This window comes from Micrococcus sp. KRD128 (assembly GCF_017168395.1).
Lineage (GTDB): Bacteria > Actinomycetota > Actinomycetes > Actinomycetales > Micrococcaceae > Micrococcus > Micrococcus luteus.
Genome location: NZ_JABFAX010000007.1, coordinates 1 through 24,612 on the forward strand (window position 1 = coordinate 1; position 24,612 = coordinate 24,612).

Annotated in this window: 20 protein-coding genes and 2 pseudogenes; 11 read left to right on the forward strand and 11 right to left on the reverse strand. The window is 70.0% G+C overall.

What is annotated here, in order from left to right:
* Positions 1–5: 5 nt before the first annotated feature.
* Positions 6–1,718, forward strand: coding sequence for an ATP-binding cassette domain-containing protein (locus tag J1M44_RS03285; RefSeq protein ID WP_206480546.1), 1,713 nt, complete (start codon positions 6–8; stop codon positions 1,716–1,718).
* Between the two features lie 45 nt (positions 1,719–1,763).
* Here the strand turns inward: J1M44_RS03285 and J1M44_RS03290 are convergent, their stop codons facing one another.
* The gene (locus tag J1M44_RS03290; RefSeq protein WP_020627043.1) at positions 1,764–2,213 is read right to left on the reverse strand and encodes an SRPBCC family protein; all 450 of its coding nucleotides are present in this window, start codon (positions 2,211–2,213) and stop codon (positions 1,764–1,766) included.
* A 104-nt stretch (positions 2,214–2,317) separates the two neighbouring features.
* On the opposite strand from J1M44_RS03290, the gene J1M44_RS03295 reads away from it, so the two are divergent.
* Positions 2,318–3,055: a Pr6Pr family membrane protein gene (locus J1M44_RS03295; RefSeq protein WP_020627044.1), complete on the forward strand. Its 738-nt coding sequence runs from the start codon at positions 2,318–2,320 to the stop codon at positions 3,053–3,055.
* 7 nt (positions 3,056–3,062) lie between these two features.
* Here J1M44_RS03295 and J1M44_RS03300 read toward each other — a convergent pair whose 3' ends face one another.
* Positions 3,063–3,893, reverse strand: coding sequence for an alpha/beta fold hydrolase (locus J1M44_RS03300; RefSeq protein ID WP_078025319.1), 831 nt, complete (start codon positions 3,891–3,893; stop codon positions 3,063–3,065).
* A 209-nt stretch (positions 3,894–4,102) separates the two neighbouring features.
* Between J1M44_RS03300 and J1M44_RS03305 the strand changes: the two genes are divergently transcribed.
* A complete protein-coding gene (locus J1M44_RS03305) occupies positions 4,103–4,555 on the forward strand; it encodes a hypothetical protein (protein WP_206480545.1) in 453 nt (150 codons plus the stop codon).
* A 24-nt stretch (positions 4,556–4,579) separates the two neighbouring features.
* Here J1M44_RS03305 and J1M44_RS11605 read toward each other — a convergent pair.
* Positions 4,580–4,894 (reverse strand): annotated as a pseudogene (locus J1M44_RS11605) (IS3 family transposase); the annotation flags it as partial.
* On the opposite strand from J1M44_RS11605, the gene J1M44_RS03315 reads away from it, so the two are divergent.
* Both J1M44_RS03315 and J1M44_RS03320 read left to right on the forward strand, forming a co-directional pair.
* A complete protein-coding gene (locus J1M44_RS03315; protein WP_390895750.1) occupies positions 4,829–5,158 on the forward strand; it encodes a DJ-1/PfpI family protein in 330 nt (109 codons plus the stop codon). The pseudogene J1M44_RS11605 and the gene J1M44_RS03315 sit on opposite strands and share 66 nt — an antisense overlap.
* On the forward strand, positions 5,155–5,457 hold the full coding sequence (locus tag J1M44_RS03320; protein WP_076697299.1) for a putative quinol monooxygenase: 303 nt from the start codon (positions 5,155–5,157) through the stop codon (positions 5,455–5,457). The genes J1M44_RS03315 and J1M44_RS03320 overlap by 4 nt, the downstream gene beginning before the upstream one ends.
* Before the next feature lie 60 nt (positions 5,458–5,517).
* Here J1M44_RS03320 and J1M44_RS03325 read toward each other — a convergent pair whose 3' ends face one another.
* On the reverse strand, positions 5,518–8,100 hold the full coding sequence (locus tag J1M44_RS03325) for an excinuclease ABC subunit UvrA (RefSeq protein ID WP_144824181.1): 2,583 nt from the start codon (positions 8,098–8,100) through the stop codon (positions 5,518–5,520).
* Positions 8,101–8,689: 589 nt separating this feature from the next.
* Between J1M44_RS03325 and J1M44_RS03330 the strand changes: the two genes are divergently transcribed.
* From J1M44_RS03330 to glpK, 3 genes are all read left to right on the forward strand, one after another.
* Positions 8,690–10,429, forward strand: coding sequence for a glycerol-3-phosphate dehydrogenase/oxidase (locus J1M44_RS03330; protein WP_144824180.1), 1,740 nt, complete (start codon positions 8,690–8,692; stop codon positions 10,427–10,429).
* Between the two features lie 13 nt (positions 10,430–10,442).
* Positions 10,443–11,165: an MIP/aquaporin family protein gene (locus J1M44_RS03335; RefSeq protein ID WP_060775543.1), complete on the forward strand. Its 723-nt coding sequence runs from the start codon at positions 10,443–10,445 to the stop codon at positions 11,163–11,165.
* A gap of 111 nt (positions 11,166–11,276) precedes the next feature.
* Positions 11,277–12,809, forward strand: a complete 1,533-nt coding sequence (gene glpK, locus J1M44_RS03340; protein WP_144824179.1) for a glycerol kinase GlpK — start codon at positions 11,277–11,279, stop codon at positions 12,807–12,809.
* 444 nt (positions 12,810–13,253) lie between these two features.
* On the opposite strand, the gene J1M44_RS03345 is transcribed toward glpK, so the two are convergent.
* The gene (locus tag J1M44_RS03345) at positions 13,254–14,015 is read right to left on the reverse strand and encodes a DUF1963 domain-containing protein (RefSeq protein WP_144824178.1); all 762 of its coding nucleotides are present in this window, start codon (positions 14,013–14,015) and stop codon (positions 13,254–13,256) included.
* A 994-nt stretch (positions 14,016–15,009) separates the two neighbouring features.
* Positions 15,010–16,187, reverse strand: a pseudogene (locus J1M44_RS03350) (IS3 family transposase).
* A gap of 42 nt (positions 16,188–16,229) precedes the next feature.
* Here J1M44_RS03350 and J1M44_RS03355 point away from each other — a divergent pair.
* From J1M44_RS03355 to J1M44_RS11610, 3 genes are all read left to right on the forward strand, one after another.
* Complete coding sequence (locus J1M44_RS03355) at positions 16,230–16,832, forward strand: DUF3105 domain-containing protein (protein WP_060775539.1); 603 nt, start codon at positions 16,230–16,232, stop codon at positions 16,830–16,832.
* A 291-nt stretch (positions 16,833–17,123) separates the two neighbouring features.
* Positions 17,124–17,534 carry a four-helix bundle copper-binding protein gene (locus tag J1M44_RS03360; protein ID WP_002854316.1) on the forward strand — a complete coding sequence of 137 codons (411 nt, stop codon included), beginning with the start codon at positions 17,124–17,126 and terminating at the stop codon, positions 17,532–17,534.
* A 497-nt stretch (positions 17,535–18,031) separates the two neighbouring features.
* Positions 18,032–18,514, forward strand: coding sequence for a hypothetical protein (locus tag J1M44_RS11610; protein WP_017488143.1), 483 nt, complete (start codon positions 18,032–18,034; stop codon positions 18,512–18,514).
* Between the two features lie 108 nt (positions 18,515–18,622).
* Here J1M44_RS11610 and J1M44_RS03370 read toward each other — a convergent pair whose 3' ends face one another.
* From J1M44_RS03370 to J1M44_RS03390, 5 genes are all read right to left on the reverse strand, one after another.
* Positions 18,623–19,678: a type II glyceraldehyde-3-phosphate dehydrogenase gene (locus tag J1M44_RS03370; RefSeq protein WP_144824177.1), complete on the reverse strand. Its 1,056-nt coding sequence runs from the start codon at positions 19,676–19,678 to the stop codon at positions 18,623–18,625.
* 88 nt (positions 19,679–19,766) lie between these two features.
* Positions 19,767–20,450: a DUF305 domain-containing protein gene (locus J1M44_RS03375; RefSeq protein WP_002854313.1), complete on the reverse strand. Its 684-nt coding sequence runs from the start codon at positions 20,448–20,450 to the stop codon at positions 19,767–19,769.
* Between the two features lie 59 nt (positions 20,451–20,509).
* On the reverse strand, positions 20,510–22,747 hold the full coding sequence (locus J1M44_RS03380; RefSeq protein WP_144824176.1) for a copper-translocating P-type ATPase: 2,238 nt from the start codon (positions 22,745–22,747) through the stop codon (positions 20,510–20,512).
* A 75-nt stretch (positions 22,748–22,822) separates the two neighbouring features.
* Positions 22,823–23,152, reverse strand: coding sequence for a heavy-metal-associated domain-containing protein (locus tag J1M44_RS03385; protein ID WP_002854303.1), 330 nt, complete (start codon positions 23,150–23,152; stop codon positions 22,823–22,825).
* A gap of 71 nt (positions 23,153–23,223) precedes the next feature.
* A complete protein-coding gene (locus tag J1M44_RS03390) occupies positions 23,224–24,393 on the reverse strand; it encodes a sensor histidine kinase (RefSeq protein WP_144824175.1) in 1,170 nt (389 codons plus the stop codon).
* Positions 24,394–24,612 lie beyond the last annotated feature (219 nt).

Below are 24,612 nucleotides of genomic sequence, written 5' to 3' on the forward strand. Positions count from 1 at the left end.
GTCAGGTGCTCGCCGCCCACCTGCGCGGCGAGCACCTGACCGTCTCGCTCGGCGGGCACCGCGTGCTCACGGACGCCACGGTGCGGATCAACGCCGGCTCGCGGCTCGGGATCGTGGGTGAGAACGGGCGCGGCAAGACCACGCTGCTCCACGTGCTCACGGGCCGGATCACGCCCGACGTCGGCCGCGTGACGCGGGCGGGCACGCTCGCGTTCGTCCCGCAGGCGCTGCGGGCGCGGGCCGACGGGCGCTCCCGCACGGTGGGCGACCTGGTCCGCGACGCCCTCACGGGCCCGCACGCCGCACTCGAGGCCCTGGACGCCGCCGCGGCCGCCCTGGCCGAGGCCCCCGACGACGCCGGCGCCGGACACCGGTACTCCACCGCGCTGGAGCGGGCCCACCTCTACGACGCCTGGGACGCCGGCCGGCGCGTGGACATGGACCTCGAGGGGCTGCACGCGTGCACGGACCGCGAGCGCCCCCTCACATCGCTCTCGGTCGGCCAGCGCCACCGGGTGCGCCTGGCCGTCACCCTCGGCTCCCGGCCGGACCTCCTGCTGCTGGACGAGCCGACCAACCACCTGGACGACGTCGCCCTGGACTTCCTCACCCGCCGGCTGGTGGAGCACCCGGGCGGGGTCGCCGTCGTCAGCCACGACCGCGCCCTGCTGCGCGCCGTGTGCACCGACATCGTGGACCTGGATCCCAGCCAGGACGGGCGGCCGCGGCGGTACTCCGGCGGGTACGCCGGCTGGGCGAAGGGGCGCCGCCGCGCCCGGGCCGCCTGGGAGCAGGAGTACGCCGAGCAGAACGCCGAGCGCGAGCGGCTGGAGCTGGCCGTGGAGGACGCGCGGGAGCAGATGCAGGGCTCGTGGCGGCCCCCGAAGGGCACCGGCAAGCACCAGCGCTCGAGCCGGTCGGCGGGGATCGTGCAGATGTTCAACCGGCGCTTCGACGAGCTGGAGGCGCACCGGATCACCGTGCCCGAGCCGCCCCTGCGCCTGGACTGGCCGTTCGCGGACATGCCCGACGGCGACCCGCGGGACGGCGCGGACGCGGCGGCGGGCACGGCGGGCGGGCCGGGCACGGCGGGCGACGACGTCCTGCTCACCGCGGACGCCGTGCGCGTGGCCGGGCGGCTCGAGCAGCCGATGGGCGCGGCCCTCGTGCCGGGCGGCCGCGTGCTGGTGACGGGCCCGAACGGGGCCGGGAAGTCCACGCTGCTGCGCGTGCTCGCCGGGGACCTGGAGCCCACGAGCGGCTTGGTGACCGTGGGCGCCGACGTGCGCGTGCGCCTCGTGGCGCAGGAGACCCCCGCGTGGGACGAGGAGCGCACCGCCGCCGCCGTGTTCGAGGAGCACGTGCGCCGCGTCGGCGCGGACGAGGCCGGCGTCGACGACCTGGGCCGTCCCCTGCCGGCCCCCACGCTGCCCTCGCTCGGGCTGCTCACCGCCGAGGCCGCGGACACCCCGGTCGGACGCCTGTCCCAGGGGCAGCAGGCCCGTCTGCACCTGGCGATGGTGCTCTTCGAGCGCCCCCACGTGCTGCTGCTGGACGAGCCGACGAACCACCTCTCCCCCGCGCTCGTGGACGAGATGACCGAGGCCCTGCAGGTCACGGAGCAGGCCGTCGTCGTGGTGACCCACGACCGGCAGATGCTCGCCGACCTCGCCGACTGGCCGCGCGTCGAGCTGCGGACCGACGCCGCGGCGGTGTGAGGCGGGCGGGGCCCCTGGCCACAGGCCCGGCCCGGCGGTCCGCCCTCAGAGGTGCGCCCGGCACAGCCGCCGCAGCGCCACGCGGGCCGGCAGTCGGTAGGCCAGGGCGACGACGGCGGGCCCGTGGACCGTCAGCCCCGCCCGGGTGCCGCGGGGGGTGGCGGTGAGGTCGTGCGTCATGGAGACCGCCGTCCCGGCCACCCGCACCGTCCACCGCCAGGTGCGGGCGTCGTCGTCGACCTCCTCGACCACGAACGGGACGCGCAGCCCCAGGGGCGCGTGGACCACGCCGCGAAGCCCGGCCCGCAGCCGGCGCCGTGGCGCCTCCACGGCGCGGATCTGCGGAGCCCACCGCGGCCACAGGCGCAGGTCGGCGTAGCGGGCCCAGGCCACGTCCACGGCGGCGGGCCCGGTCGTCGTCACGCGGCGGAACTGTCGGGGGCGGCGCGCGCGCCTCGCGCCGGCGGGGGTGCGGGTCCAGGGGGTCCGGATCATGGTGCCGAGCGTAGGGTCCGGACCGCCGGCCGGGACACGCCCGCCGGCCCGAGCGGCTCGGCCAGTGCACCGGGGGCGGCGTCGCGCTCCGGCAGGATGGGCGCATGACCCTCCCCACCCCCTCCGGCCGCTGGACGACGACGGCGCGGCCTGCCTTCGCCGTCGCCGCGGCCCTGTCCCTGGGCGGCAACCTGCTCTCACTGTGGATCGGCTCGTGGAAGTCCTCGGACCTGCCGGCCGACGCGGGCTACGCGGGCGTGCTCGAGGGCGGCTGGGAGCACATGCTCAACCAGCCCACGTACTTCACGTTCCTCTCGAACTTCCTGGTGGGGCTGACGTCCCTGCTGCTGGCGCTGCGCCTGCACCGGCCGGGCACGCTGTTCCGGGTGCTGCGGGTGACGGGGGTGGTGTGCATCGTGATCACGGGCGTGGTGTTCAACGTGCTGCTGCGGGACGCCGACCCGATGACCGCCGTCGAGCGGTTCAACGACACCCTGCAGCACATCGTCACGCCGATCCTCACCCCGGTGCTGTGGGCGGTCTTCGGGCCGCGGCGGCAGATCACGTGGCGGGTGGTGTGGTTGTCCACGCTCATCCCGCTCGCCTGGCTGGCGTTCACGCTGCTGCGCGGGCCGTGGCTGGACTGGTACCCGTACACGATCCTGGACGTCCCGCGGCTGGGCTACGACGGCGTCGCCGTCTACGTGGTGGCGATCCTCGTGTTCTTCGTGGCGGTCGCCGCCCTGCTGCGGGTGGCCGACGGCCTGCTGGCGCGGGCCGGCGTCGGGGTGGGGGCGGGCGCCGAGGCGGAGGCCCGGGTGGAGGCCCGTCCCTCCCCCTGACCCCGCCTCAGTCCGACGCCGCGCGGCCCACCTGCACCGCCCACGCGCGGACGAGCGCCTCGGCGACCTCCGGCTGGTCCAGGTGCACGTTGTGGCCGGCGGCGTCGAGCGCCGCGTAGGTGGCGCGCGGGTAATGCTCCAGGAGCGCGGCCTGGTCCCGGTAGCCGACGAGGTGGTCCTCCCGGCCGGTGAGGATCAGGGCGGGCCCCTCGAACGGCGGCGCGGCCTCCTCCGGCACGGCGTCCAGGACGTAGCGCGCGGACAGGCGCTTCAGCGCCTCCTCGTCCACGGCGCGGACGCCCGGCAGCGCGTGCTCGCGGAACCGCTCCCACGTGTCCCGCGTCAGCCGCGGGGACATCTCGAGGAACGGGGCGGCGTCGTCGGGGTCGAGGGTAGACATGAAGGCGTCGTCGCGCTCGCGCACCACCAGGTCGGTGCGGGTGCGCCGGTCCTCGTCCGGGTCGACGACGGGCGCGAGCAGCCCCAGCCCCAACACCTGCGCGCCGAACTCGGCCGCCACGTGCCGGGCGAGCAGGCCGCCGAGGGAGTTGCCGAGCACCGCGAACGGCCGCTCGCCGACCTCCGCGCGGATCCAGTCCACGAGCCAGGCGGCGAGCTCGGGGAGGCCGCCGTCGTCCTGGAGGGCCGAGGTCCGGCCGAAGCCCGGCAGGTCCACGTAGATCCGCTCGACCTCCCCGGCCTCGGCGAGGGCGTCGTCGAGCGGCAGCAGCAGCCGGTGGTCCACGCTGTTGCCGTGCACCTCGATCAGCGGGACGCCGGAGCCGCGGCGGACGACGTGGGGGTTCTCGGGGGTGTGCTCGGATGTGTGCTCGGTCATGGGTCCGAGCGTAGGGCTGAGCGCGCGGTGCCGCCCTCTCCCCGCCGCCCTCTCCTCGCCGCCCTCTCCCCGCTGCCCCGGGATTGATCCCGAGCTGTTCTCCCACACGGCGGAACGCTCCGGTCCTCGTGGCGGGGTCTTGACGGGCTTCCAGAGTCATCCGCGTGGCGCGTTCGCGGAGCTCGTCGGGGTACTTCCGTGGTGCTGGCATGCTCTGCATCCTTCCGTTGGATCAGAGCCTCCACCAGACCCGGGGCGATTCACCTCTCGGTGGATGGTTCTCGCTGGGGCTCGCTGTGACCGCTGTGGTGGTCAGCTCGATCTTGGTCGCCTGTGGTGAGCGGCCTTTTGTGGTCGCAGCGGCCCACCCTTCCCCGGGCGGCTGGGGCTATGCCGTGTGGAGCTTCGTGGTTCCCCCGATCGTGGGAGGAATCGTCGGCTGGTTTGTCTCTGCGGGGGTTGCCGTGTGCGGCGCTGTCGCGATGTTCCTCGTCTTCGCCGCTGAAGCAGTGTGGGTGAAGGTCTGGAAGCCGAGCATGAGTGCGGCTGAGGTTCAGGAGGCATGGGGGAAGACCACGCAGATGACTCGAGACATGACTGCAGAAGACCGCAGGGAGAAGGGCTGGGTGAATCCCCCGAGGAAGTGCGAGGACCGGGACTGATGCACGTGTAGGTGACAGTCGTCGTCACGCCGCGTGAGCGGGCGTGTGGTCCATGGCCAGCTCGTACTCGATGGGGGTCAGCCGGCTCAGACGGTCTTGCCGTCGGCGGCGGTGATAGGTCCTCTCGATCCAGGTGGTGAGCCCCGCCCGCAGCTCGTCCCGGGTGGCCCATTGACATCGGTCGAGCACGCTCTTCTGGAGGAGCGCGAAGAAGGACTCCATGGCCGCGTTGTCCCCGACTGGGCTGACCTGGCCCATCGTGCCGATCGGCCCATGACGGGTGCGCGCGTCCTGAAAAAGTCCAGATCGGAACTGCGAGCCCCGGTCCGAGTGCACCAGGCACCCGGCCACCACGGCTGCACCGCCGCCTGTCACGGGCCGTGGACGCTGATCGAGGCCGGTGTGGTCGAAGGTCGCACCTTGACGCCCTTCCCGAGCATCCGCACGGGCCTGCGCAACGCCGGTGCTGACGTCGTCGACCAGGACGTCGCGGTGGACGGGAACCCGACCACCAGCCGCTCGCCCGATGACCTGACTGTGATCTGCGCTACGATCGGGGCGTCATTTGCGAGCAATTCGACCCAGGAAGAGGTGATGGCATGAGCGTGACGAAGGGACTGCTTGTCAGGCTGGAGGCCCTGCCCGGCAAGGAAGACGAGGTCCAGGAATTCCTCGGCATCGGGCGAGGGCTCGTCGAGGAGGAGCCGGCCACCGTCGCGTGGTTCGCGATCCGTCTCGGCCCGTCCTCCTTCGGGATCTTCGACGTGTTCCCCGACGACGCCGGCCGCGACGCGCACCTGTCCGGCGCAGTTGCGACCGCTCTCGGCGAGCAGACCGGCAAACTGTTCAGCGAGCCGACGATCGAGAAGTTGGACGTCCTGGCCTCCAAGCTCCCCGCCTGAGACCACGACCCCGTCGAGCGTGCCGCTGTGCGATTCTCATATCGCACAGCGGCACGCTCGTCACGTTGGGGTCACGTTGGTGGCTGCCTGCAGTGCGGCGGCGAGGTAGCCCGAGGAAGCACCGACGCCCTGATCCGCGACGTGGGCGGGCGTACCAGCTGCAACCACGGTCCCGCCGGCGTCGCCCGCGCCGGGTCCAAGATCGATCACGTGATCGGCCACCGCGACAACGCGCATGTCCAGCTCCGCCGCGACGACCGTGTTGCCCGCATCGACCAGCGTCTGCAGGTGCGCGACGAGACGATCCGTGTCGGCGCAGTGGAGCCCGGACGTCGGCTCGTCCAAGACGTACAGCGTGTCTCCGCGCTGCGCGCGCTGCAACTCGGTTGCGAGCTTGACACGCTGCGCCTCACCCCCGGAAAGCTCGGTTGCCGGTTGACCCAGCCGGAGGTAGTCGAGTCCGACGTCCGACAAAGCTGCCAGCGATCGAGTGATCTTCTCATCGCCCACGAAGAACAGGTTCGCCTCCTCGACGCTCATCGACAACACGTCAGCGATCGTGCGCCCGCGCCACGTGATCTCGAGCGTTGATGCCTTGTATCGGGTGCCGTGGCAGTCGGGGCATTCGGTGTACACGGACGGCAGGAAGAGGAGCTCGACCATCACCGATCCCTCGCCCTCGCAGGTCGGGCAGCGCCCGCCGGCGACATTGAAGGAGAAGTGGCCAGGCTTGTACCCGCGGGAACGAGCTTCCGGGGTGTCTGCGAATCGACGACGCACGTGATCGAACAGCCCGGTATAGGTGGCGACGTTCGACCGCGGGGTCCGGCCGATGGGCCGCTGGTCGATGACGACCAGCCGCTGCACACCGGTGACGGGCCCGGCGACGCGCCCTTCGAGATGTTCCGGCGCATCCGCGAGCAGTGACTCGTCGCTGACCGGCTCGTCATCGCCCCGGACAGCCTGGCCAAGGCGATCGCCAAGCAGCGACGGAAGGGCCTGGCTGACCAGACTCGACTTGCCGGACCCGGACACGCCCGTCACCGCGGTGAAGACACCCAGGGGGATATCGACGGTGAGGTCGTGCAGGTTGTTCCGCGTCACGTTCTCCAGGCGCAGCCAACTGTGTGCCTCACGGGGTGTGCGAAGAGGGAGACCGCGGCCGCCGAAGAGGTATCCGCGTGTCACGGACTCCGTGACACCGGCGAGCCCGTCGGGCGGGCCGCTGTAGAGCACGCGGCCGCCGTGTTCACCGGCACCGGGGCCGATGTCGACCAGCCAGTCCGCGTGCCGCATCACAGCCACGGAGTGTTCGACGATGAACAGGCTGTTCCCTCGCCCCTTGAGTCCATCCAAAATCTGGAGGAGCGCCGCCACGTCCTGCGGATGCAGCCCCGCCGATGGCTCGTCGAGGACGTAGACGACCCCGAAGAGATCAGAGCTGAGTTGCGTCGCGAGCCGGAGTCGCTGCAGCTCGCCGCCCGACAGCGTTGGCGTCGTCCGACTCAATGACAAGTAGCCCAGTCCCAGATCGACCAGTGGACGAAGCCGCTGCAGTACCCCTGAAGCGAGCTGGACCGCAGCAGCATGCTTCTCTGGTGCTCGGCTTGGGGTGGGTCGCACATCGGAAGAGGCCGCCTCGTGGCCCTCCACGCGTGCGACGACTCCCGAGAGGATCGTGACAAGTTCCCGGAGCGGCAGTTGGGAGAATTCGGCGATGTCGAAGCCTTCGAACGTGACAGACAGCGCCTCGGGCTTCAGCCGCTTGCCATCGCAGACCGGGCAGATCGCAGCGGTGAGGAACTGCGCGACGCGCCGTTTCATCGAGGCGCTCTTCGTGTTCGCGAACGTGTCCAGGATGTATCGGCGGGCCCCGACGAATGTGCCCGAGTAGCTCGGCTCCACGCCTGCGTCGATCGCAGCTTTGGACTCGGAGAGCGTGAGCCGGGAGTGGACCGGGACGAAGGGGGTCTCATCGGTGTACAGGATCCAGTCCCGGTCCTTCTTCGGAAGATCCCGCCACGGCACATCGACGTCGTAACCGAGGGCGACCAGGACGTCGCGCAGCTGGTGGCCGTGCCACGCGGTCGGCCAGGAAGCGATGGCGCGTTCACGGATGGTGAGCGATGGGTCAGGGACCATCTGCTGCTCGTCCACCGCGTACACGCGGCCGATGCCGTGGCATTCCGAGCAGGCCCCTTGGACTGTGTTCGCGGAGAAGTCCTCCGCATACAACATGGGTTGTCCATCCGGGTAGTCCCCGGCCCTGGAGTACAGCATCCGTACCGAGCTCGACAATGTGGTGATGCTGCCCACGGTCGATCGGGTGTTCCCGGAACCCCGCTGCTGCTGCTGGGCGACCGCCGGCGGCATCCCCGTGATCGAGTCGACATCGGGCACTCCCGCCTGATCGATCAGGCGGCGGGCGTACGGTGCGACCGACTCCAGATAGCGTCGCTGAGACTCGGCGTACAGCGTCCCGAACGCCAGCGAGGACTTTCCCGAGCCGGACACACCGGTGAAGACGACGGTTGCATCGCGCGGCACCGTGAGGTCGACATCCTGCAGATTGTGTTCGCGGGCGCCACGAACGCGAACGTCGGGCTGCACGGAGAGCTTCGACGGCGCGGAGGATTCCACCATGGTCGAATGTTAGCCACGCACGGAACGGTCGGACGATCTGCGTCCGGAGGAGAGGGCTTCTGCACCGACGAGGGCCGACGCACCACTTCCCGTCTCCGGCAGGCGCGCGGCGTCGTCGTCGGCGGCGTGGGCACGGACGGCGGCGAGTTCCGCGCGCAGGCGGGCGACGACGCCGTGGCCCGGGTGGCCGGCGTCCTCGCCGAGGCGTTCCTCACCGACCCGCACACGGTGTTCCTCCTGCCCCGCAGTCGCCGGCGGGAGCGGCTCGCGGACATGTTCGACCGCGTCATCGGGGGCACCCTGCGGCCGCGGCGTGGCCCGGGCCCTCGTGAAGCGTCCCCAGCGCGACGCACGGCAGGCCGGCGTCGGCGTCTGCCTCGAATCCTCCACGCGCGCCAACGTGCCCCTGTACGAGCGGCTCAGGTTCCGCGAGACCGGCCCCGCGCGTGGCCGCCGCGTGCGTACCCGCGGCCCGGGAGTGACATCATGGACCTCGGCTCGTGCTGATACCGGATCTCGTGATGTGACACCGGGTATCGTGAGCCACGCCACTACACTGTGTCTCCACCGATAAAGGAGCAACCCCTCCATGCCGACCCTGCGAACCGTCCCCCTCTCCGCCGCCACGCGGGAGGACCACCTCGCCCGCCTCCGGGCCACCAGCCCGGAGGCCCCCCTCGACATCCTGATCGTGGGCGGCGGCTCCACCGGCGTCGGCGCCGCGTTCGACGCGGCCACCCGCGGCCTCGACGTGGGCATCGTCGAGGCCCGCGACTGGGCCTCCGGGACCTCGTCCCGCTCCTCCCGCCTCATGCACGGTGGCCTGCGCTACCTCGAGATGCTGGACGTCAAGCTGGTGTACGAGGCGCTGCGGGAGCGCGACCTGCTGCTCACCCAGACCGCGCCCCACCTGGTGCGCCCCCTGCGCTTCGTCTTCCCGTTCTTCCACAAGGTGATCGACCGCGGCTTCATCGGCGCCGGCGTCACCATGTACGACGCCATGCAGTCGCTCGGCCGCCGCCGCGCGATGGGCGCGCACCGCCATCTCAGCCGCCGCTCCATGGCCGCGACCTTCCCCTCCCTCGACGACGAGAAGATCGTCGGCGCGGTGGAGTACGCCGACGCCCAGTTCGACGACGCCCGCCTGGCCATGATGCTCGTGCGCTCCGCCGTGGACCACGGCGCCGTGGCCGCCAACTACACCGCCGTCACCGGCTACCTGCGCGGCGACAACGGCCGTGTGCAGGGCGTGCGTGTCCGCGAGGAGACCTCCGGCGAGGAGTTCGACGTGCACGCGCGCGCCGTCATCCTGGCCGGGGGCGTGTGGACCCAGGAGCAGCAGGAGCTGGCCGAGGCCGACGGCGGCCTGGAGGTGCTCGCCTCCAAGGGCGCCCACATCACCGTGCCGCGCGACCGCATCCGCGCCGACGCCGCCACCGGCGTGATCACCAAGACGGAGAAGTCCGTGCTGTTCCTCATCCCGTGGGACGAGTACTGGGTGATCGGCACCACGGACACCCCGTGGGCGGAGGACGTGGCCCATCCGGCCGCCACCGCGGACGACATCGACTACATCCTCGAGCACGCCAACGCGGTGCTGAAGGAGGACCTCACGCGTGACGACGTGGTCGCCACGTACGCCGGCCTGCGGCCGCTGCTGCAGCCGGTCGCCGGCTCCGACGGCGCCTCCACCAAGATCTCCCGTGAGCACACCGTCACCGAGGTGGCCCCCGGCCTCACCGCCGTGGCCGGCGGCAAGTGGACCACGTACCGGGCCATGGCCGAGGACGTCGTGGACTTCGTGGTGCGCGAGACCCACCAGACCCGTCCCAGCCTCACCGAGCACATCCCCGTGCTCGGCGGCCTCGGCTACTCGGAGATCGAGGCGGAGGCGGACCGCATCGCCGCCGATTATGGCCTGGACGAGGCCCGCGTGGACCGGCTCCTGTTCCGCTACGGCACCGTGCTGCGCCACGTGCTCGACCTGATCGACGCCGACCGGTCCCTGGGCGTCCCTCTCGCCGAGGCGCCGCGCTACCTGCGCGCCGAGATCGTCCACGCGGCTCGGGCCGAGGGCGTCGTCCACCTGGACGACGTCATCGAGCGCCGCACGCGCCTGTCCACCGAGGTCCGCGATCGCGGCGTCGCGGCAGCCGAGGAGATCGCGTCCCTCGTGGCCCCCGAGCTGGGCTGGGATGAAGAGCGCATCGCCGGTGAGATCCGCGCGTACAAGGACCTCGTCGCCGCCCGCCTCCGCGGTGAGACCGCCCACGACGACGTCACCGCCGCCGCCGCGCTCGCAGCCGCCGACACCGCCCCCGTTCGCTGAAAGGAGCCCGTCCATGGGCACGATCTTCCTGCATGAGATCGCCGGCACGGCGATCCTCCTCCTGCTCGGCGTCGGCGTCGTCGCCAACGTCGTCCTGACGAAGACCAAGGGCAACGGCGGAGGTTGGCTGCTCATCAACTTCGGCTGGGGGCTGGGCGTCTTCGCGGGCGTCTACGTCGCTTCCGCGACCGGCGCGCACCTGAACCCCGCCGTGACCGTCGGCCTGCTCGTCAGCGGCGCCGAGGAGTACGCCCCCGGCATCGCCGTGACCCTCGGCACCACGCTCGCGTACTTCGCGGCGCAGCTGATCGGTGCCTTCCTCGGCGCGGCCCTGGCCTGGCTGGCCTACCGCGACCACTACCGGGCGGAGACGGACCAGGGGGCGATCCTGGGCACCTTCGCCACAGGCCCCGAGATCCGCAACCCGCTGTGGAACATGGTCACCGAGGTGATCGCCACGTTCGTCCTGGTGTTCGTGATCCTGCTCTTCGGCTCCACCCCCTCCGGGCTCGGCCCGCTCGCGGTGGCCCTGCTCGTCGTCGCGATCGGCGCGAGCCTGGGCGGCCCCACGGGGTACGCCATCAACCCGGTGCGCGACCTGGGCCCCCGCCTGTTCCACGCCGTCGCGCCGATCCGGCACAAGGGCAGCTCGGACTGGGGCTACGCCTGGGTGCCGATCGTCGGCCCGCTCGTCGGCGCCGTCCTGGCCGGCCTCGCCGCGCCTCTGTTCGCCTGAGCAGCCCGTCCCTCTGAGCAGTCCGCCCGTCCGCCCCGGGCGGGCACATTCCCCTGCGGGAACGTGCCCGCCACCCCCACACCCCCGTGACCACCTACGAAGGAGTAGGACATGACCACCCCCCGCTACGTGATGGCCATCGACCAGGGCACCACGTCCACGCGCGCGATCCTCTTCGACCACAGTGGGGCCATCGTGTCCACTGGTCAGCGCGAACACGAGCAGATCTTCCCGCGCGCCGGCTGGGTGGAGCACGACCCGGTGGAGATCTGGACGAACACCCGCGAGGTCATCGGCGAGGCCCTGGCCCGCGCCGAGGTGACCCGACACGACGTCGCCGCCGTGGGCATCACGAACCAGCGTGAGACCACCGTGGTGTGGGACCGCAACACCGGCAGGCCGGTGTACAACGCCATCGTGTGGCAGGACACCCGCACCGACCGCCTCTGCGAGCGCCTGGCCGGCGACGTCGGCGCGGACCGCTACAAGGAGCGCGTCGGGCTGCCCCTGGCCACGTACTTCTCCGGCCCCAAGGTGGCCTGGATTCTGGAGAACGTGGACGGGGCCCGGGAGGCCGCTGAGAACGGCGACCTCATCTTCGGCACCACGGACTCGTGGCTCGTGTGGAATCTCACCGGCGGCGGCGAGGGCGGCCGGCACGTCACCGACGTCACCAACGCCTCCCGCACCATGCTGATGAACCTGGACACCCTCGACTGGAACGAGGAGATCTGCGCGGACATGGGCATTCCGATGTCCATGCTCCCGGAGATCGTCAGCTCCTCCGCCGAGGTGGGCACCGTGGCCGGCAGCCAGCTGCTGCGCGAGACGCCGATCACCGGCATCCTGGGCGACCAGCATGCGGCGACCTTCGGCCAGGCGTGCTTCGAGGTCGGCCAGGCCAAGAACACGTACGGCACCGGCAACTTCATGCTGATCAACACCGGCGAGGAGCCGGTGCACTCGGACAACGGCCTGCTCACCACGGTGGCGTACCGCATTGGCGACCAGAAGCCGGTGTACGCGCTGGAGGGCTCGATCGCCGTCACCGGCTCGCTGATCCAGTGGCTGCGGGACAACCTCGGGATGATCGGCAGCGCCCCGGAGGTCGAGACCCTGGCCGCCGGTGTGGAGGACAACGGCGGCGTGTACTTCGTCCCCGCGTTCTCCGGCCTCTTCGCCCCGCACTGGGACGCGACGGCCCGCGGCGCCATGGTGGGCATGACCCGTTACGTCAACAAGGGGCACATCGCCCGCGCGGCGCTCGAGGCCACCGCCTTCCAGAGCCGCGAGGTCCTGGACGCCATGAACGCGGACTCCGGCGTGGACCTCACCGAACTGAAGGTCGACGGTGGCATGGTCGCCAACGAGCTGCTCATGCAGTTCCAGGCGGACCTGCTGCGCGTGCCCGTCGTGCGCCCCAAGGTCATCGAGACCACCGCTCTCGGCGCCGCCTACGCCGCAGGCCTGGCGGTGGGGTTCTGGTCGTCCCAGGACGAGCTCGTGGCCAACTGGGAGGAGGACAAGCGCTGGGAGCCCACCATGGACGAGGAGGAGGCTGAGCGCGCCCTGCGGCTGTGGAAGAAGGCCGTGGAACGCTCCCGCGACTGGGTCGACGAAGACGTCGTGACGGCCCAGGGCTGAGCCGTCCGGCCCGTAGGCCGGCCCGGCCGGCCCCGTGCGCCCCGGGCCGGTCCGGGCCGGTCCGGGCCGCCTCGGCCCCTCCGGAAGGACCCCGTACAGGACTGCCTCGCCTCCCTCGTCGACGGACGCCCACCGTGCGGTCTCTGATCGGCACGGCAGCCATGGCCGTGATCGGCTTCGTCCTCCGCCCCATCAGCTCGCTCCTGGCGATGGCTAGATTCGTGGCCTTCGCCGTGTGGCGCCCGTAGCAGGCTTCGCCTGGTACATGGGTGGCCCCGCAGACATGTACGCCGCGCCGGCCATCCTTGGGACCCTGTCCTGGGTTGGGATCATGTTTGTCCGAGTCCGACACGCCTGATCTACGGCACCGCGACACATGGCCGTGGCGGCGACGGGTGAGGACCCAGGCCACGTTCATGCTGCAGCAAGCGGCTCCTGCCGAAGTCAATCCGTGCGGATGATGCACCAGCACTCGCTGAACCGTCGCGCACGCAGATCATCTCGCCGCATCCAGATTTCGAGACTGGAAGCGTCACCGAACCAGCCATTCAAGGTGGTCCACGATTCAATCTCGGCGAGGAGGACGTAATCGTCGCCCTCGGCAGCCAGCGGCAACGCGGCGGGCAAGATCTCCTCTCGTGGCCCCAAGTCCCCGGTGGAGCTATGACCCAGCAAGCGCGTGGAAGGAATGGGGTGCGGCTCCTGCTGGGCAGGGTGGCGCTGCGCCACCCATGCAGAGTCCAGCTCATCGATGGCCGCGTCAGCCGCTGTGAACGTCCCGTCCGTCAGCCCGTCGAAATCCAGAGGCGAGGGGATCGTCCAGCCTGGATAGAACAGTCCGAGCTGAGCCGTTGAACCAGGTGCATTGGAGTCGTCATCGCATTCGACGAGAGGTGGACGGGCCTGACTGGGGTCGTCCGCGTGCCATGTGACCAGCCAGCCTCGCGCTTCAACGTCGTCCGGTTCATACCCATAGGTCTCCAGATCATGGAAGACCTGGATGTACCCGTCCTCCGGCAGCAATTCCGCGGCTTCGTCAGGCCAGCCGCGCTCCTTCGGATCCCCGAGCGCAGCGTGGGCATCGCCCAGGTGGAAGGTCGCGACGTGGGCCATTGCTGAGCCTGCGGCGGTCCGAGGCCACCCCCCCGAGTGAGACGGCCGGCCCGCCCAACCAGCTGATCCGTGCGCCCGTACGCCAAAGATCATCCACGTCGTCGCGGCCCGCGGAGAAGGAATTCTCGCTGAACACTGGACTCTGTCGCGGATGGAAGACCGCCGGGTCCACCCCTGCCTCAACCAACCAAGCCACAGCTGCGCTGCGCATTCCGTGAATCGGTACCGACCCCGCCATGAAGAACTCCGTTCAGACAGCTGCCTGCCCTCGCCGGTGCGCGAGGGCAGGCGGGCAATGAAAATCAGGCAATCAGATGGTCACACCACAGTGGCGAAGAAGTGCAACCCCGATCTGGTGCTGCTTTGTGTAGCCCTGCCTGTGAACCCAACCGCGCCTTCCCGGTCGTCCTCCAGGCACGCAGAAGCCCCCACACCGACATGGTCGGTGCAGGGGCCTCTGCTCGGCTCCCCCGGTTGGATTCGAACCAACAACCCTTCGCTTACGCGGGCAAGTCGTATGGTGCCCGCCAGCTCGACTCGTCTCGACTGATTCGCGTGACCCATTGCGCCGGCACCCACGCATTCCGCGGGGCAGCGTCTGGGGCCGGGATCCAGTGCAGGAGCACGTGCGTGCGAGACCACCGGGCTGCCTTCGCATCCACAACCTCGTCAGGCAGCTTCACCCGGACGTACGGCTCACGCCGGTATGGGGCACTGCCGATCTCGTCCACGGACTGCCACGCCGGCCCATCGAACACCTCAACTCCGCCTGCAAGCACCAGCCGAGGAAACATCACCGCGTGGACGGGATAGGCCACAGCCGCCATCGCGGGCGCTCAAGCCGCCCCGCACCCCGGCTGCCCGGACGCCCGGGCGGGCCGCGCCCGCCGACCGCTCGCTGCGCTCCCGGCCGGCGGGCCTAGGAGCCGACACACTCGCCCCCGACAGAGCGCCAAAAATCAGAAACCGCCCGCCTTTCGGCCCACGGGGTTCTGTCCAGACTTTTGCCCACCCTCAGAACCCTTCCCATGGTCCTTCCCCCGAGCGCGCCAAAAGGGTCTGCCATGAGTTTGCTTGACACGAGTTATCAGGCGGCGGCAGCCGCCTGGACTGATTGAACCATCTCGAACTCGACAGGGGTGAGTCTCCCGAGACGGGCCTGCCTACGACGGCGGTGATAGGTCCGCTCGATCCAGCTCACGATCGCGAGCCGGAGCTGGTCGAAGGAGTCCCAGCGACGCCGATTCAGCACGTTCTTCTGCAACAGCGCGAAGAAGGATTCCATCGCCGCGTTGTCCCCAGCAGCACCGACCCCGTCCATCGACCCGACCAGGCCGTTGACCCGGAGCGTCTCCACGAATCGCCTGGCTCGAAATTGCGATCCTCGATCCGAATGCACCCGGCAACCCTGCACCTCGGCCTTGCCTCCACGCCGGGCCAGAGCCATCTGCAGGGCATCCACAGCCAGCTGCGAGCTCATCCGCCGATCGATCGAGTAGCCCACGATCCGGTTCGAGAACACGTCCTTGACCGCGCAGAGATAGAGCTTGGAATCCCCGGCCCAATGCTCTGAGATGTCCGTGAGCCACAGCTGGTTCGGCTTCTCAGCGCGGAACTCACGACGAACCAGATCATCATGAACGGCAGGGCCAGGACGCTTGCCCGAGCCGCGACGGATCGAGTGGCAGCAGCGGACCTTCACGAGCCGACAGGCCTTCAACACCTGATGGTCCGACACGGCCAGGCCACGGCCGCGGAGCGCATCAGCCAGGAACCGGTATCCGAACTCCGGGTCATCGGCATGGGCATCGAGGGCGGCGTTGGCGGCATGCGCGTCGGACCATTCCCGCTCGCTGACAGGTTCGGCCAGCCACTGGTAGTAGGCCTGACGGGAGAACCCGAGGACCCGGCAGGAGAGTTTCACGGGAATCCCGTCGCGGGCCAGGTCCTTCACGACGGGATAGGTCATTTTGGGGACTGACCCAACTTCAGGTTCGCCTGGGACAGATACGCGGCCGCACGCCGTAGGACCTCGTTCTCCATCTCCAACTCGCGGTTGCGGCGCTTGAGAGCCTTCAGCTCCTCGTTCTCAGCCTTGGTGATGCCGGGCCGGATCCCGGCCTCGACATCATCCTGGGCCAGCCAGCGCCGTAGGCAGGACTCGGCGATGCCGAAGTCCTTAGCGACCTGCGCGATCGGCATCTGACCCTTACGGGCGATCGCGACCACGTCCTGGCGGAACTCTCGGGGGTATGCAGCGGGCATGGGGTCATCCTTCCAGCAGTCCCTCCCGGGACCACAGATCAGATGTCAACCAAACTCACGGCAGACCCGGAAGCCAAGGCTGAACGTCGGCGGAAGGTTCTGGTCGGAGCGGGAGCGCTCACCGCCATCGCCGTGGTCGGCGGGCTGGTGACGCTCGCCGTGATTCAGAATCCTCCGCCCCAGGCTCGGGAGGACATTGAGATCGCCGGGCTGCAGACCTTCGAGGGGCTCAGCGCTAACCACGTGAGCACCCCTGTGGACTACGAGCAGTCGCCGCCGGTGGGTGGCGATCATGCCAGCGCCTGGCTCAACTGTGGGGTCTACACCGAAGCGGTACCCAACGAGAATGCCGTGCACGCTTTGGAGCACGGTGCCGCCTGGGTCGCCTACGATTCCGAGGCGCTCTCACAGGAGCAAGTCGATGCCCTGCGGACGGCCCTACCGGCCGCCTATGTCGTCCTGGCCCCCTACGAGGGCCTGGATTCGCCCATCGTGCTTTCGGCCTGGCAGGCGCAGGTGGCGGTGGATTCCCCGGAGGATGAACGGATCGAGCAGTTCGTGGCCGAGTACTGGCACTCCCCCGACGCGCCTGAGCCCGGGGCGGCCTGCACCGGCGGCCTCGACGCCCCTGGTCGGATCGCATAAGCGCTCTTCCCGACACCGACCGTCCGGTCCGACAGGATCCACGTTGAGGCGAGCCCTGCTGGTCCTCCCCGTCGGCGTGGTCCTCAGGGCCGTCGGCCGGGCTGAGGGGCGGCTGGTCACACCTGCGTCATCCCTGCCCGTAAAGGAGTCCGCGGGCCTCCGTGGCCGGCGATCTTCACGGAACCTTCAAGGTTGAGCCCTTCACCCGCGTCGGCGGGGCGGTCTACGGTCGATGGCAGGGCGGGCCGGCGAAGGCCGGTGCGTCGGATCAGATCGACGAAGGAGCACATCATGACCCATCACGTGAGCGCCATGCTGGACACCTACCCAAAGAATGTGGGCAACATCGACCGGCAGAAGCTGGCCGAGTGCATCCAGGCCTGCTTCGAGTGCGCCCAGACCTGCACGGCCTGCGCGGACGCCTGCCTGGCCGAGGACATGGTGGCCGACCTGAGGCAGTGCATCCGGTTGAACCTGGACTGCGCCGATGTTTGCGCCGCCACAGGCCGGATGCTGTCCCGGCAGACCGGCAACAACGTCGAGACCACCCGCGCCCTGCTCGAGGCCTGCCGGGCCGCCTGCAAGACGTGCGGGGACGAATGCGAGAGCCACGCCCAGATGCACGAGCACTGCAAGGTGTGTGCCGAGGCCTGCCGCCGGTGTGAGCAGGCCTGCGCGGACCTGCTCGTCACCCTGGGTTGAGCCTGCTGATGACCGTTCCCCCTTGAGGGCGGCCAGTCGTCCATGACGCGAGCAGGGAACCCGGACCACCGTGCTCCCTCGCCGCGGAAGGCTCCCATGGACTCGGAGAAGTATCAGAGGGTCAGGAACGGTGCCGGATTCGTCGCGGCGCTGGGCCAGAGCGGGGGCAGCACCCCGGCGGCCTTGCACCTCTACGGGATCGACAAGGATGCCTACTCCGGCCCAGAGGAGATGTTCGACCTGGTACAACAGGTGCGCACACGTATCATCACCAGCCCCAGCTTCGACGGTGAGCGCGTCATGGGGGCCATCCTGTTCGAGAACACAATGAACCGCCAGGTGGAGGGTTCCCCCACGGGCGACTACCTGTGGAACAGCAAAGGCATCGTGCCCTTCCTCAAAATCGACCAGGGCTTGGCCCCGGAACAGCAAGGCGCCCAGCTCATGAAACCCATCCCGCACCTGGATGACTTACTGTCTCGACCGTCGAAAAGCACATGTTCGGGACGAAGATGCGCTCGGTCATCAAGCTGCCCGGGGACGGGGTGGGCTCCGTCGTGGAGCAGCAGTTCGGGCTCGCCCGTCAGATCCTCGTTACCGGGCTGGTGCCCATCATCGAGCCCGAGGTGGATATCCGCAGCCCCCGCAAGGCCGAGGTGGAGGACCAGCTCAAGGCGGCAATCCTCGCCCAACTGGACAAGCTCGGAGACGACCAGTCGGTCATCCTCAAAGTGACGCTGCCGGAGCGGGCGGACTTCTACCGCGAGTTCGTGGACCATCCCCGAGTGATCCGCGTCCTGGCCCTGTCGGGCGGCTATACCCGGGCCCAGGCCACCACCCTGCTGGCCCGCAACCACGGCGTGATCGCCAGCTTCTCCCGCGCCCTGACCGAAGGGCTGAGTACGGCCCAGAGCCCAGCGCAGTTCAATGCGGTGTTGGATGAGGCCATCAACGCGATCGCGACGGCCTCTCGCACCTGACCGGAGGCCATAGGACCGCTGCGGTAGTCCGCGGCCGCCGAAGCGGTGTCCGACCACCCCCCCCATTCCTGGGGCCGGGCACCGCCTCAGCGGCGTCTGCCGCGCAGTTCAACGGGCAGCCACCGAGGAGCGCACGAAGTCCTGGCGCACCCCCACGGCGCGGTCGGTGCGCCGGATGGACTCGCCGCCGTCGTCGACGGTTCCGGTGAGGGCCCGGATCGCGTCGATGTTCTCGGGGACGACGATCGCCTGGTTGTCCACCGTGTAGGTGTAGTACAGCTCGTTGCCGTCCACGGTGAGGATGTCTTCCCAGAGGGCCACCTCATACATATCACCCCGGGGCCGGCCCAGGTCCTCCATGAGTTCCACGGTGCTATTGACCGCCACGACGCCGTCCGAGCGCCGGACGAAGGCGATCCGCGGCATCGCCCGGAACGCCTCCAACACCTCCTGCTTCTCGGCCGGGCGGGTGAGCTCGATCGTCCAGTAGTGCAGGTGGTTCTGAGTGTGGGCTCCCTTGGCGGCCATGGTGACCACGTCCAGGTCCGGGACCACCGACTGGGCGTCGGGCCCCTGATGGCTGGGGATTCGGCCCTCGGGGACGATGGTGTTCATGATCCCGGAATGGTCCGATTCCCACGGATCGGTGGCCCGGCGGATGAGCACCCCCCGGGCCTTGGACAGCAGTCCGACGTCCTTCAGCGCGGTAAGGGCCCGGACGGTGGCGGTGGTATTGCAGGACACCACCCGGGTGCTGTCCCGGCCCAGGGCGGTGGCGTAGTTGGCGTGGGCGACGAAGGAGTGGCCGGTGAGATCGTGCTTCTCCCCGCCCTGGAACACGGATTTGACCCCGTGGGCACGGTAGAGCTCCAGGTTGCCGGCGCCCACCTGGGCCGGGGTGCAGTCCACCATGACGTCAACGTTCTCGAGCAGGTCGTGCAGGCCTCCGACGACGGGAAGGCCGGCATCCGCCATCACCGGTAGGGCCTGCTCGGTAGAGGCGTAGACGGGGATACCCTTCCCGGCCGCAGTCGCGATCCGGTAGTCAGCGATGACGTCACTGACTCCGACCAGCGCCATGTCCTCCTGGGCCCGGACCGCGTCGGCGACGCGTTTGCCGATGACCCCGTACCCGTTCACCGCGACCTTGATCTTGTCCTGCATGCTCGTCTCCTTTCCTGGAGGACCCGTTCCGGTTTCGGGGTCTATCGCCAGCCGCGTCTCACCGGATGCCCGCAGCGGACGACGGTGCTCAGAGCTTGTCGAGCATCTGTTGCATTTCGGTGATCTCGGCCTCCTGGTCGGCGATGACCTGCTCGGCGAGCTGCACGGCCTGCGGGTTCTGGCCGTCCTTGGCCTCGTCCTTGGCCATGTCCACGGCGCCCTTGTGGTGGGCGGTCATCTGCTCCAGGTACAACCGGGCGGCCTCGGTGCCCTGGGCCTGGTCGAGGGCGGTCATGTCCTCCTCGGACATCATCCCGGACATCCCGCCGTGGTCCATGCCCTCCATACCGTCCATGCCGTCCGTGTCCACGGGGTCTTGGCCCCAGGCGGTGAGCATGGAGTTCATGCGCTTGATCTCCGGCCCCTGGGCGTCGATGACCTTCTGGGCGAACGCGGCCACCTCCGCCGGGACGTCATCCTTGGCCAGCAGCATCTCGCTCATCTCAACGGCCTGCTGGTGGTGCGGGATCATCATTTGGGCGAACATCACGTCCGCGTCGTTGTGCTCGGCGGAGACCTCCTCAGCCGAACCGGTCGCCGTGGTGGACGGTGTCGCGGTGGCCGTGGCCGCAGGGGTGGCGGCCGGGGCGGAGCTGGTCGCAGTGGCCGAGGCCTCAGCGCCGGCGTTCTCGTCCTGGGCGCCGGTGCCGCAGGCGGTCAAGGTCAGGGCGGAGGCCAGGGCCAGGGCGGTCAGCGTCATGGTGCGTTTCATGGTGGGTCCTTCCACAGTGGGTTGAGGGTTCATATCAGAGTTCGCGCCAAGAGGCGCGATCAGGAGGTCGCGGGTTGAAGGGCAGCCTCCGGCCGGGGGGCGCCGAGGGGGGCCAGGTGGCCCGGGTCCAGGTTGATCCGGCGCAGCAGTTGGGCGTTGAGGGCGACCACGATGGTGGAGGCGGACATCAGGATCGCGCCCACCGCGGGGGAGAGCACGAACCCGATCGGGGCGAGCACGCCGGCGGCCAGCGGCACGGCGAGCACGTTGTAGCCGGTGGCCCACACCAGGTTCTGGATCATCTTGGTGTAGCTGGCCTGGGAGAGCTCGATCATCGACAGCACCGCGCGGGGGTCGTTGCTGGCCAGCACAACGCCGGCGGACTCCATGGCCACGTCGGTGCCGGCGCCGATGGCGATGCCGACCTCGGCCCGCGCCAGCGCCGGGGCGTCGTTGACGCCGTCGCCCACCATGGCCACGGACAGTCCCCGGGACTGCAACTCGGTGACCTTGGTGTCCTTGTCCTGGGGGAGGACCTCGGCGAAGACCTCGTCGATGCCCAGGTCCGCCCCGACGGCCTCGGCGACCTGACGGGCATCGCCGGTGATCATCGCGACCTTGATGCCGCGGGCGTGCAGGGCGGCCACGGCGGCCCGGGACTCGGGGCGGACCTTGTCCTCCACGGCGACCGCGCCGATAACGGACCCCTCGCGCAGCACGTGCAACACCCCGGCCCCGCGCGCGGTCCAGGAGGCGGTGTGCTCAGTGATCTCCGCCGGCATGGTCAGGTTAAGCTCGCGCAGCATGTTCGGGCCCCCGACGAGGATCTCGGAGCCGTCCACGGTGGCGCGCACCCCGCGGCCCATGGCAGCACTGAAGTCCGTGCCGCGCTTGCGCAACGTGCTGGCCTGCGGGTGCTGCCCGGCGGCGGTGACGATGGCCCGGGCCACGGGGTGCTCGCTGTCAGCCTCGGCCGCGGCGGCCACCGCCAGCAGTTCTGCCTCGGACACGCCGGGCATCGCGGTGACGGCGGTGACGACGTGGGCGCCCTCGGTCAGGGTGCCGGTCTTGTCGAACAGGACCACGTCGATGGTGCGCATCCGCTCCAGGGCCATCCGGTCCTTGATCAGGACCCCGGACTTGGCGGCCTTCTCCGTGGAGAGGGCGATCACCAGCGGGATGGCCAGGCCCAGGGCGTGCGGGCAGGCGATGACCAGCACGGTCACGGTGCGGGTGACCGCGTCGGTGGGCTGGCCGATCGCGGTCCACACGATCGCGGTGATGATCGCCGCAACCAGGGCGAACCAGAACAGCAGGGCCGCCGCCCGGTCGGCCAACGCCTGGGCGCGGGAGGAGGATTCCTGGGCGTCGGCGACCATCCGCTGGATCCCGGCCAGGGTCGTGTCGGTCCCGACGGCGGCCACCTTCACCCGCACGGTGTTGTCGGTGGCCACGGTCCCAGCGACCACCGTGTCCCCGGCCTGGCGCAGCACGGGCTTCGACTCCCCGGTGATCATCGCCTCGTCGAACTCCGCGGCGCCCTCGAGGATGGTCCCGTCGGCCGGCACCCGGGCCCCGGCCCGCACTAGCACCACATCGCCCACGGCCAACTCGGTGATCGGCACGGTGATGGTGTCACCGTCCACGACCTTCTCGGCCTCCTCCGGCAGCAGCGCCGCCAGCGCGTCCAAGGCGGAGGAGGCCGCGCCCAGGGCGCGCATCTCCATCCAGTGGCCCAGCAGCATGATGACCACCAGCAGCGCCAGCTCCCACCAGAAGTCCAGCATCAGGTCCCCGATGCCCAGGGTCGTGACCCAGGAGGCGACGAAGGCCACCGTGATGGCCATCGCGATCAGCAGCATCATCCCGGGCTGGCGGGCGCGCAACTCGGTCAGCCCGCCCTTCAGGAAGGGCATGCCGCCATAGAGGTAGATCACGGTGCCCAGCACCGGGGCGATCCACGCCGAGCCCGGGAACTCGGGGACGTGGTAGCCCAGCAGCTGCCCGACCATGTGGCTGAAGAACACCACCGGGATGGAGAGCACCAGTGAGACCCAGAACCGGTTCTTGAACATCGCGGTGGAATGCCCGGCGTGCTGACCGTGGTCGTGGACCTGGTGGTCCTCGTCCAGGGCCGAGTGGGCGTGGCCCTGGGGCATGGCCTGCCCGTGGGTGGCCGCGTCCGCGGGGTGGTGGGCGGCATGGTCGGTGTGGTTGGCGTGGCCGGCGTGGGGGTTCGGGTCTGGGTGTTCGGCGGTCTGGTCGGTGGGGTGATCGTGGTGGTGCGGGGTGCTCATGGTGTTCCTTCTGCTCGGCGGTCTGTTCGGCGACCGGCTCGGCGGTGGGGCGCCGACCTCGAGGGGATGGGTCGGTTAGATCCGGACGCGGTAGCCGGCCGCTTCGATGGCCGTCCGCACGGAGTCCGCGGAGGCGGGCCCGGTCACGGTGACGGGGGAGGCCCCGCCGGCGACCAGTTCGACCCGGACATCGTCCACCCCGTCCAGGGCGCTCACGGCCTCGGCGACGGAGCCCACGCAGTGTCCGCAGGTCATGCCCTCCACCTGGTAGGTCGCGTCGCCGGCGCTCGTCCCGGTTGGGTCGGCACTCTGGTGCCCGGCGGGGGCGGTGGCGTCGGCGGCTGGGGCGCAGCACGAGCAGCCGTTGGTGGCCCCCGGCAGCGGGGTGCGGGCGGATTCGGTCATGACGGTCTCCTTCAGGTCTGAGGGCGGCGCCGGACGGCGCCTCTCCACTTGGTATATACCCCCCGGGGGTATCATTCAAGGGGTGGAGCGCCGGTGTTCACGGTGGATAAACGGGTGCGCCGGTAGGTGGGCTGGTCGGGGGGCTGCTTGGTGGGCAGGTCGATGGTGAACGTCGCCCCGGCCGTGGTGGAGGTGACGCTCAAGGTGCCGCCGTGGGTCTGGATGAGAGCTCGGGAGATGGCCAGGCCGACCCCGGAGCCGCCGTGGTCACGGTCGCGGGCGGTGTCCCCGCGGTAGAAGCGTTCGAAGACGTGCGGCAGGTGCTCGGGAGAGATCCCCTCCCCGGTGTCGGTGACGCTGAGCGTGACCCCGGACGGGCTTTGTCGGGCCTCGAGGGTGACCCGGCCCCCGGCCGGGGTGTGGCGCAGGGCGTTGGTGAGCAGGTTGTCCAGGACCTGGCCCATGCGCTGGCGGTCCACGTCCACGGCCAGGCCCGGATCGGCGTCCATGGTCAGGGCCACGCCCTTGGTGGCGTAGGCCTCCTTGTGGGCCTCGGTCGCGGCATGCAGCAGCCCGCTGACCCCTTGGGGGCTGCGGTCCAGTTCGATCCGGCCCTCCTCGGCGCGGGAGACGTCGTTGATGTCCTCCACCAGCCGGGTCAACCGGGCCAGCTGCTCGCCCATCAGCTCACCGGTGGGCTCGTCCCAGTGGGACACCCCGTCTTGCAGGGCCTCGTGGTAGACGGTCAGCACGGAGACGGGGGTGCGCAGCTCGTGGGCCAGGTCCGAGAGCATCCGTCGACGGGTGTCCTCGGTGCGCTGAAGCCGTGCGGCCATGGTGTTGAAAGACCCTGCCAGCTCCTCCACCTCGGTGCCGGCGCCCATGGCCGGCACGCGGGTGTCGTACCGTCCACCGGCCATGGCCTTGGCCGCCTGGGTCAGGGCGTTGATCGGACTCTGGATCCGGCGGGCGACATGCCAGGTCAATGCCAGACAACAGATCAAGGCCGTGGCCAGGGCCACGCCCAGGGTCCAGAAATTGGCGTCCCGGTAGGCCTGCTCCACGTGCAGCATCTGGGCTGCATCGTGTCCGGCCCCGGCCTGTTCCAGGTGCTCGTGGAACAGTGGTGGGCCGGCCAGGGAGGCCACCACCACCGCGGCCAGCACGCTGGCCCCCACCACCAGCAGCTGGGCGAGGAAGAACCGGGCCGCTAATCCTTGGTAGCGCCGCCGGCCGGTCATTGCTCCGCCATCCGGTAGCCGACCCCGCGGACGGTGAATCGCCCCGGGTCTGGTGGAGGCTCTGATCCAACGGAAGGATGCAGAGCATGCCAGCACCACGGAAGTACCCCGACGAGCTCCGCGAACGCGCCACGCGGATGACTCTGGAAGCCCGTCAAGACCCCGCCACGAGGACCGGAGCGTTCCGCCGTGTGGGAGAACAGCTCGGGATCAATCCCG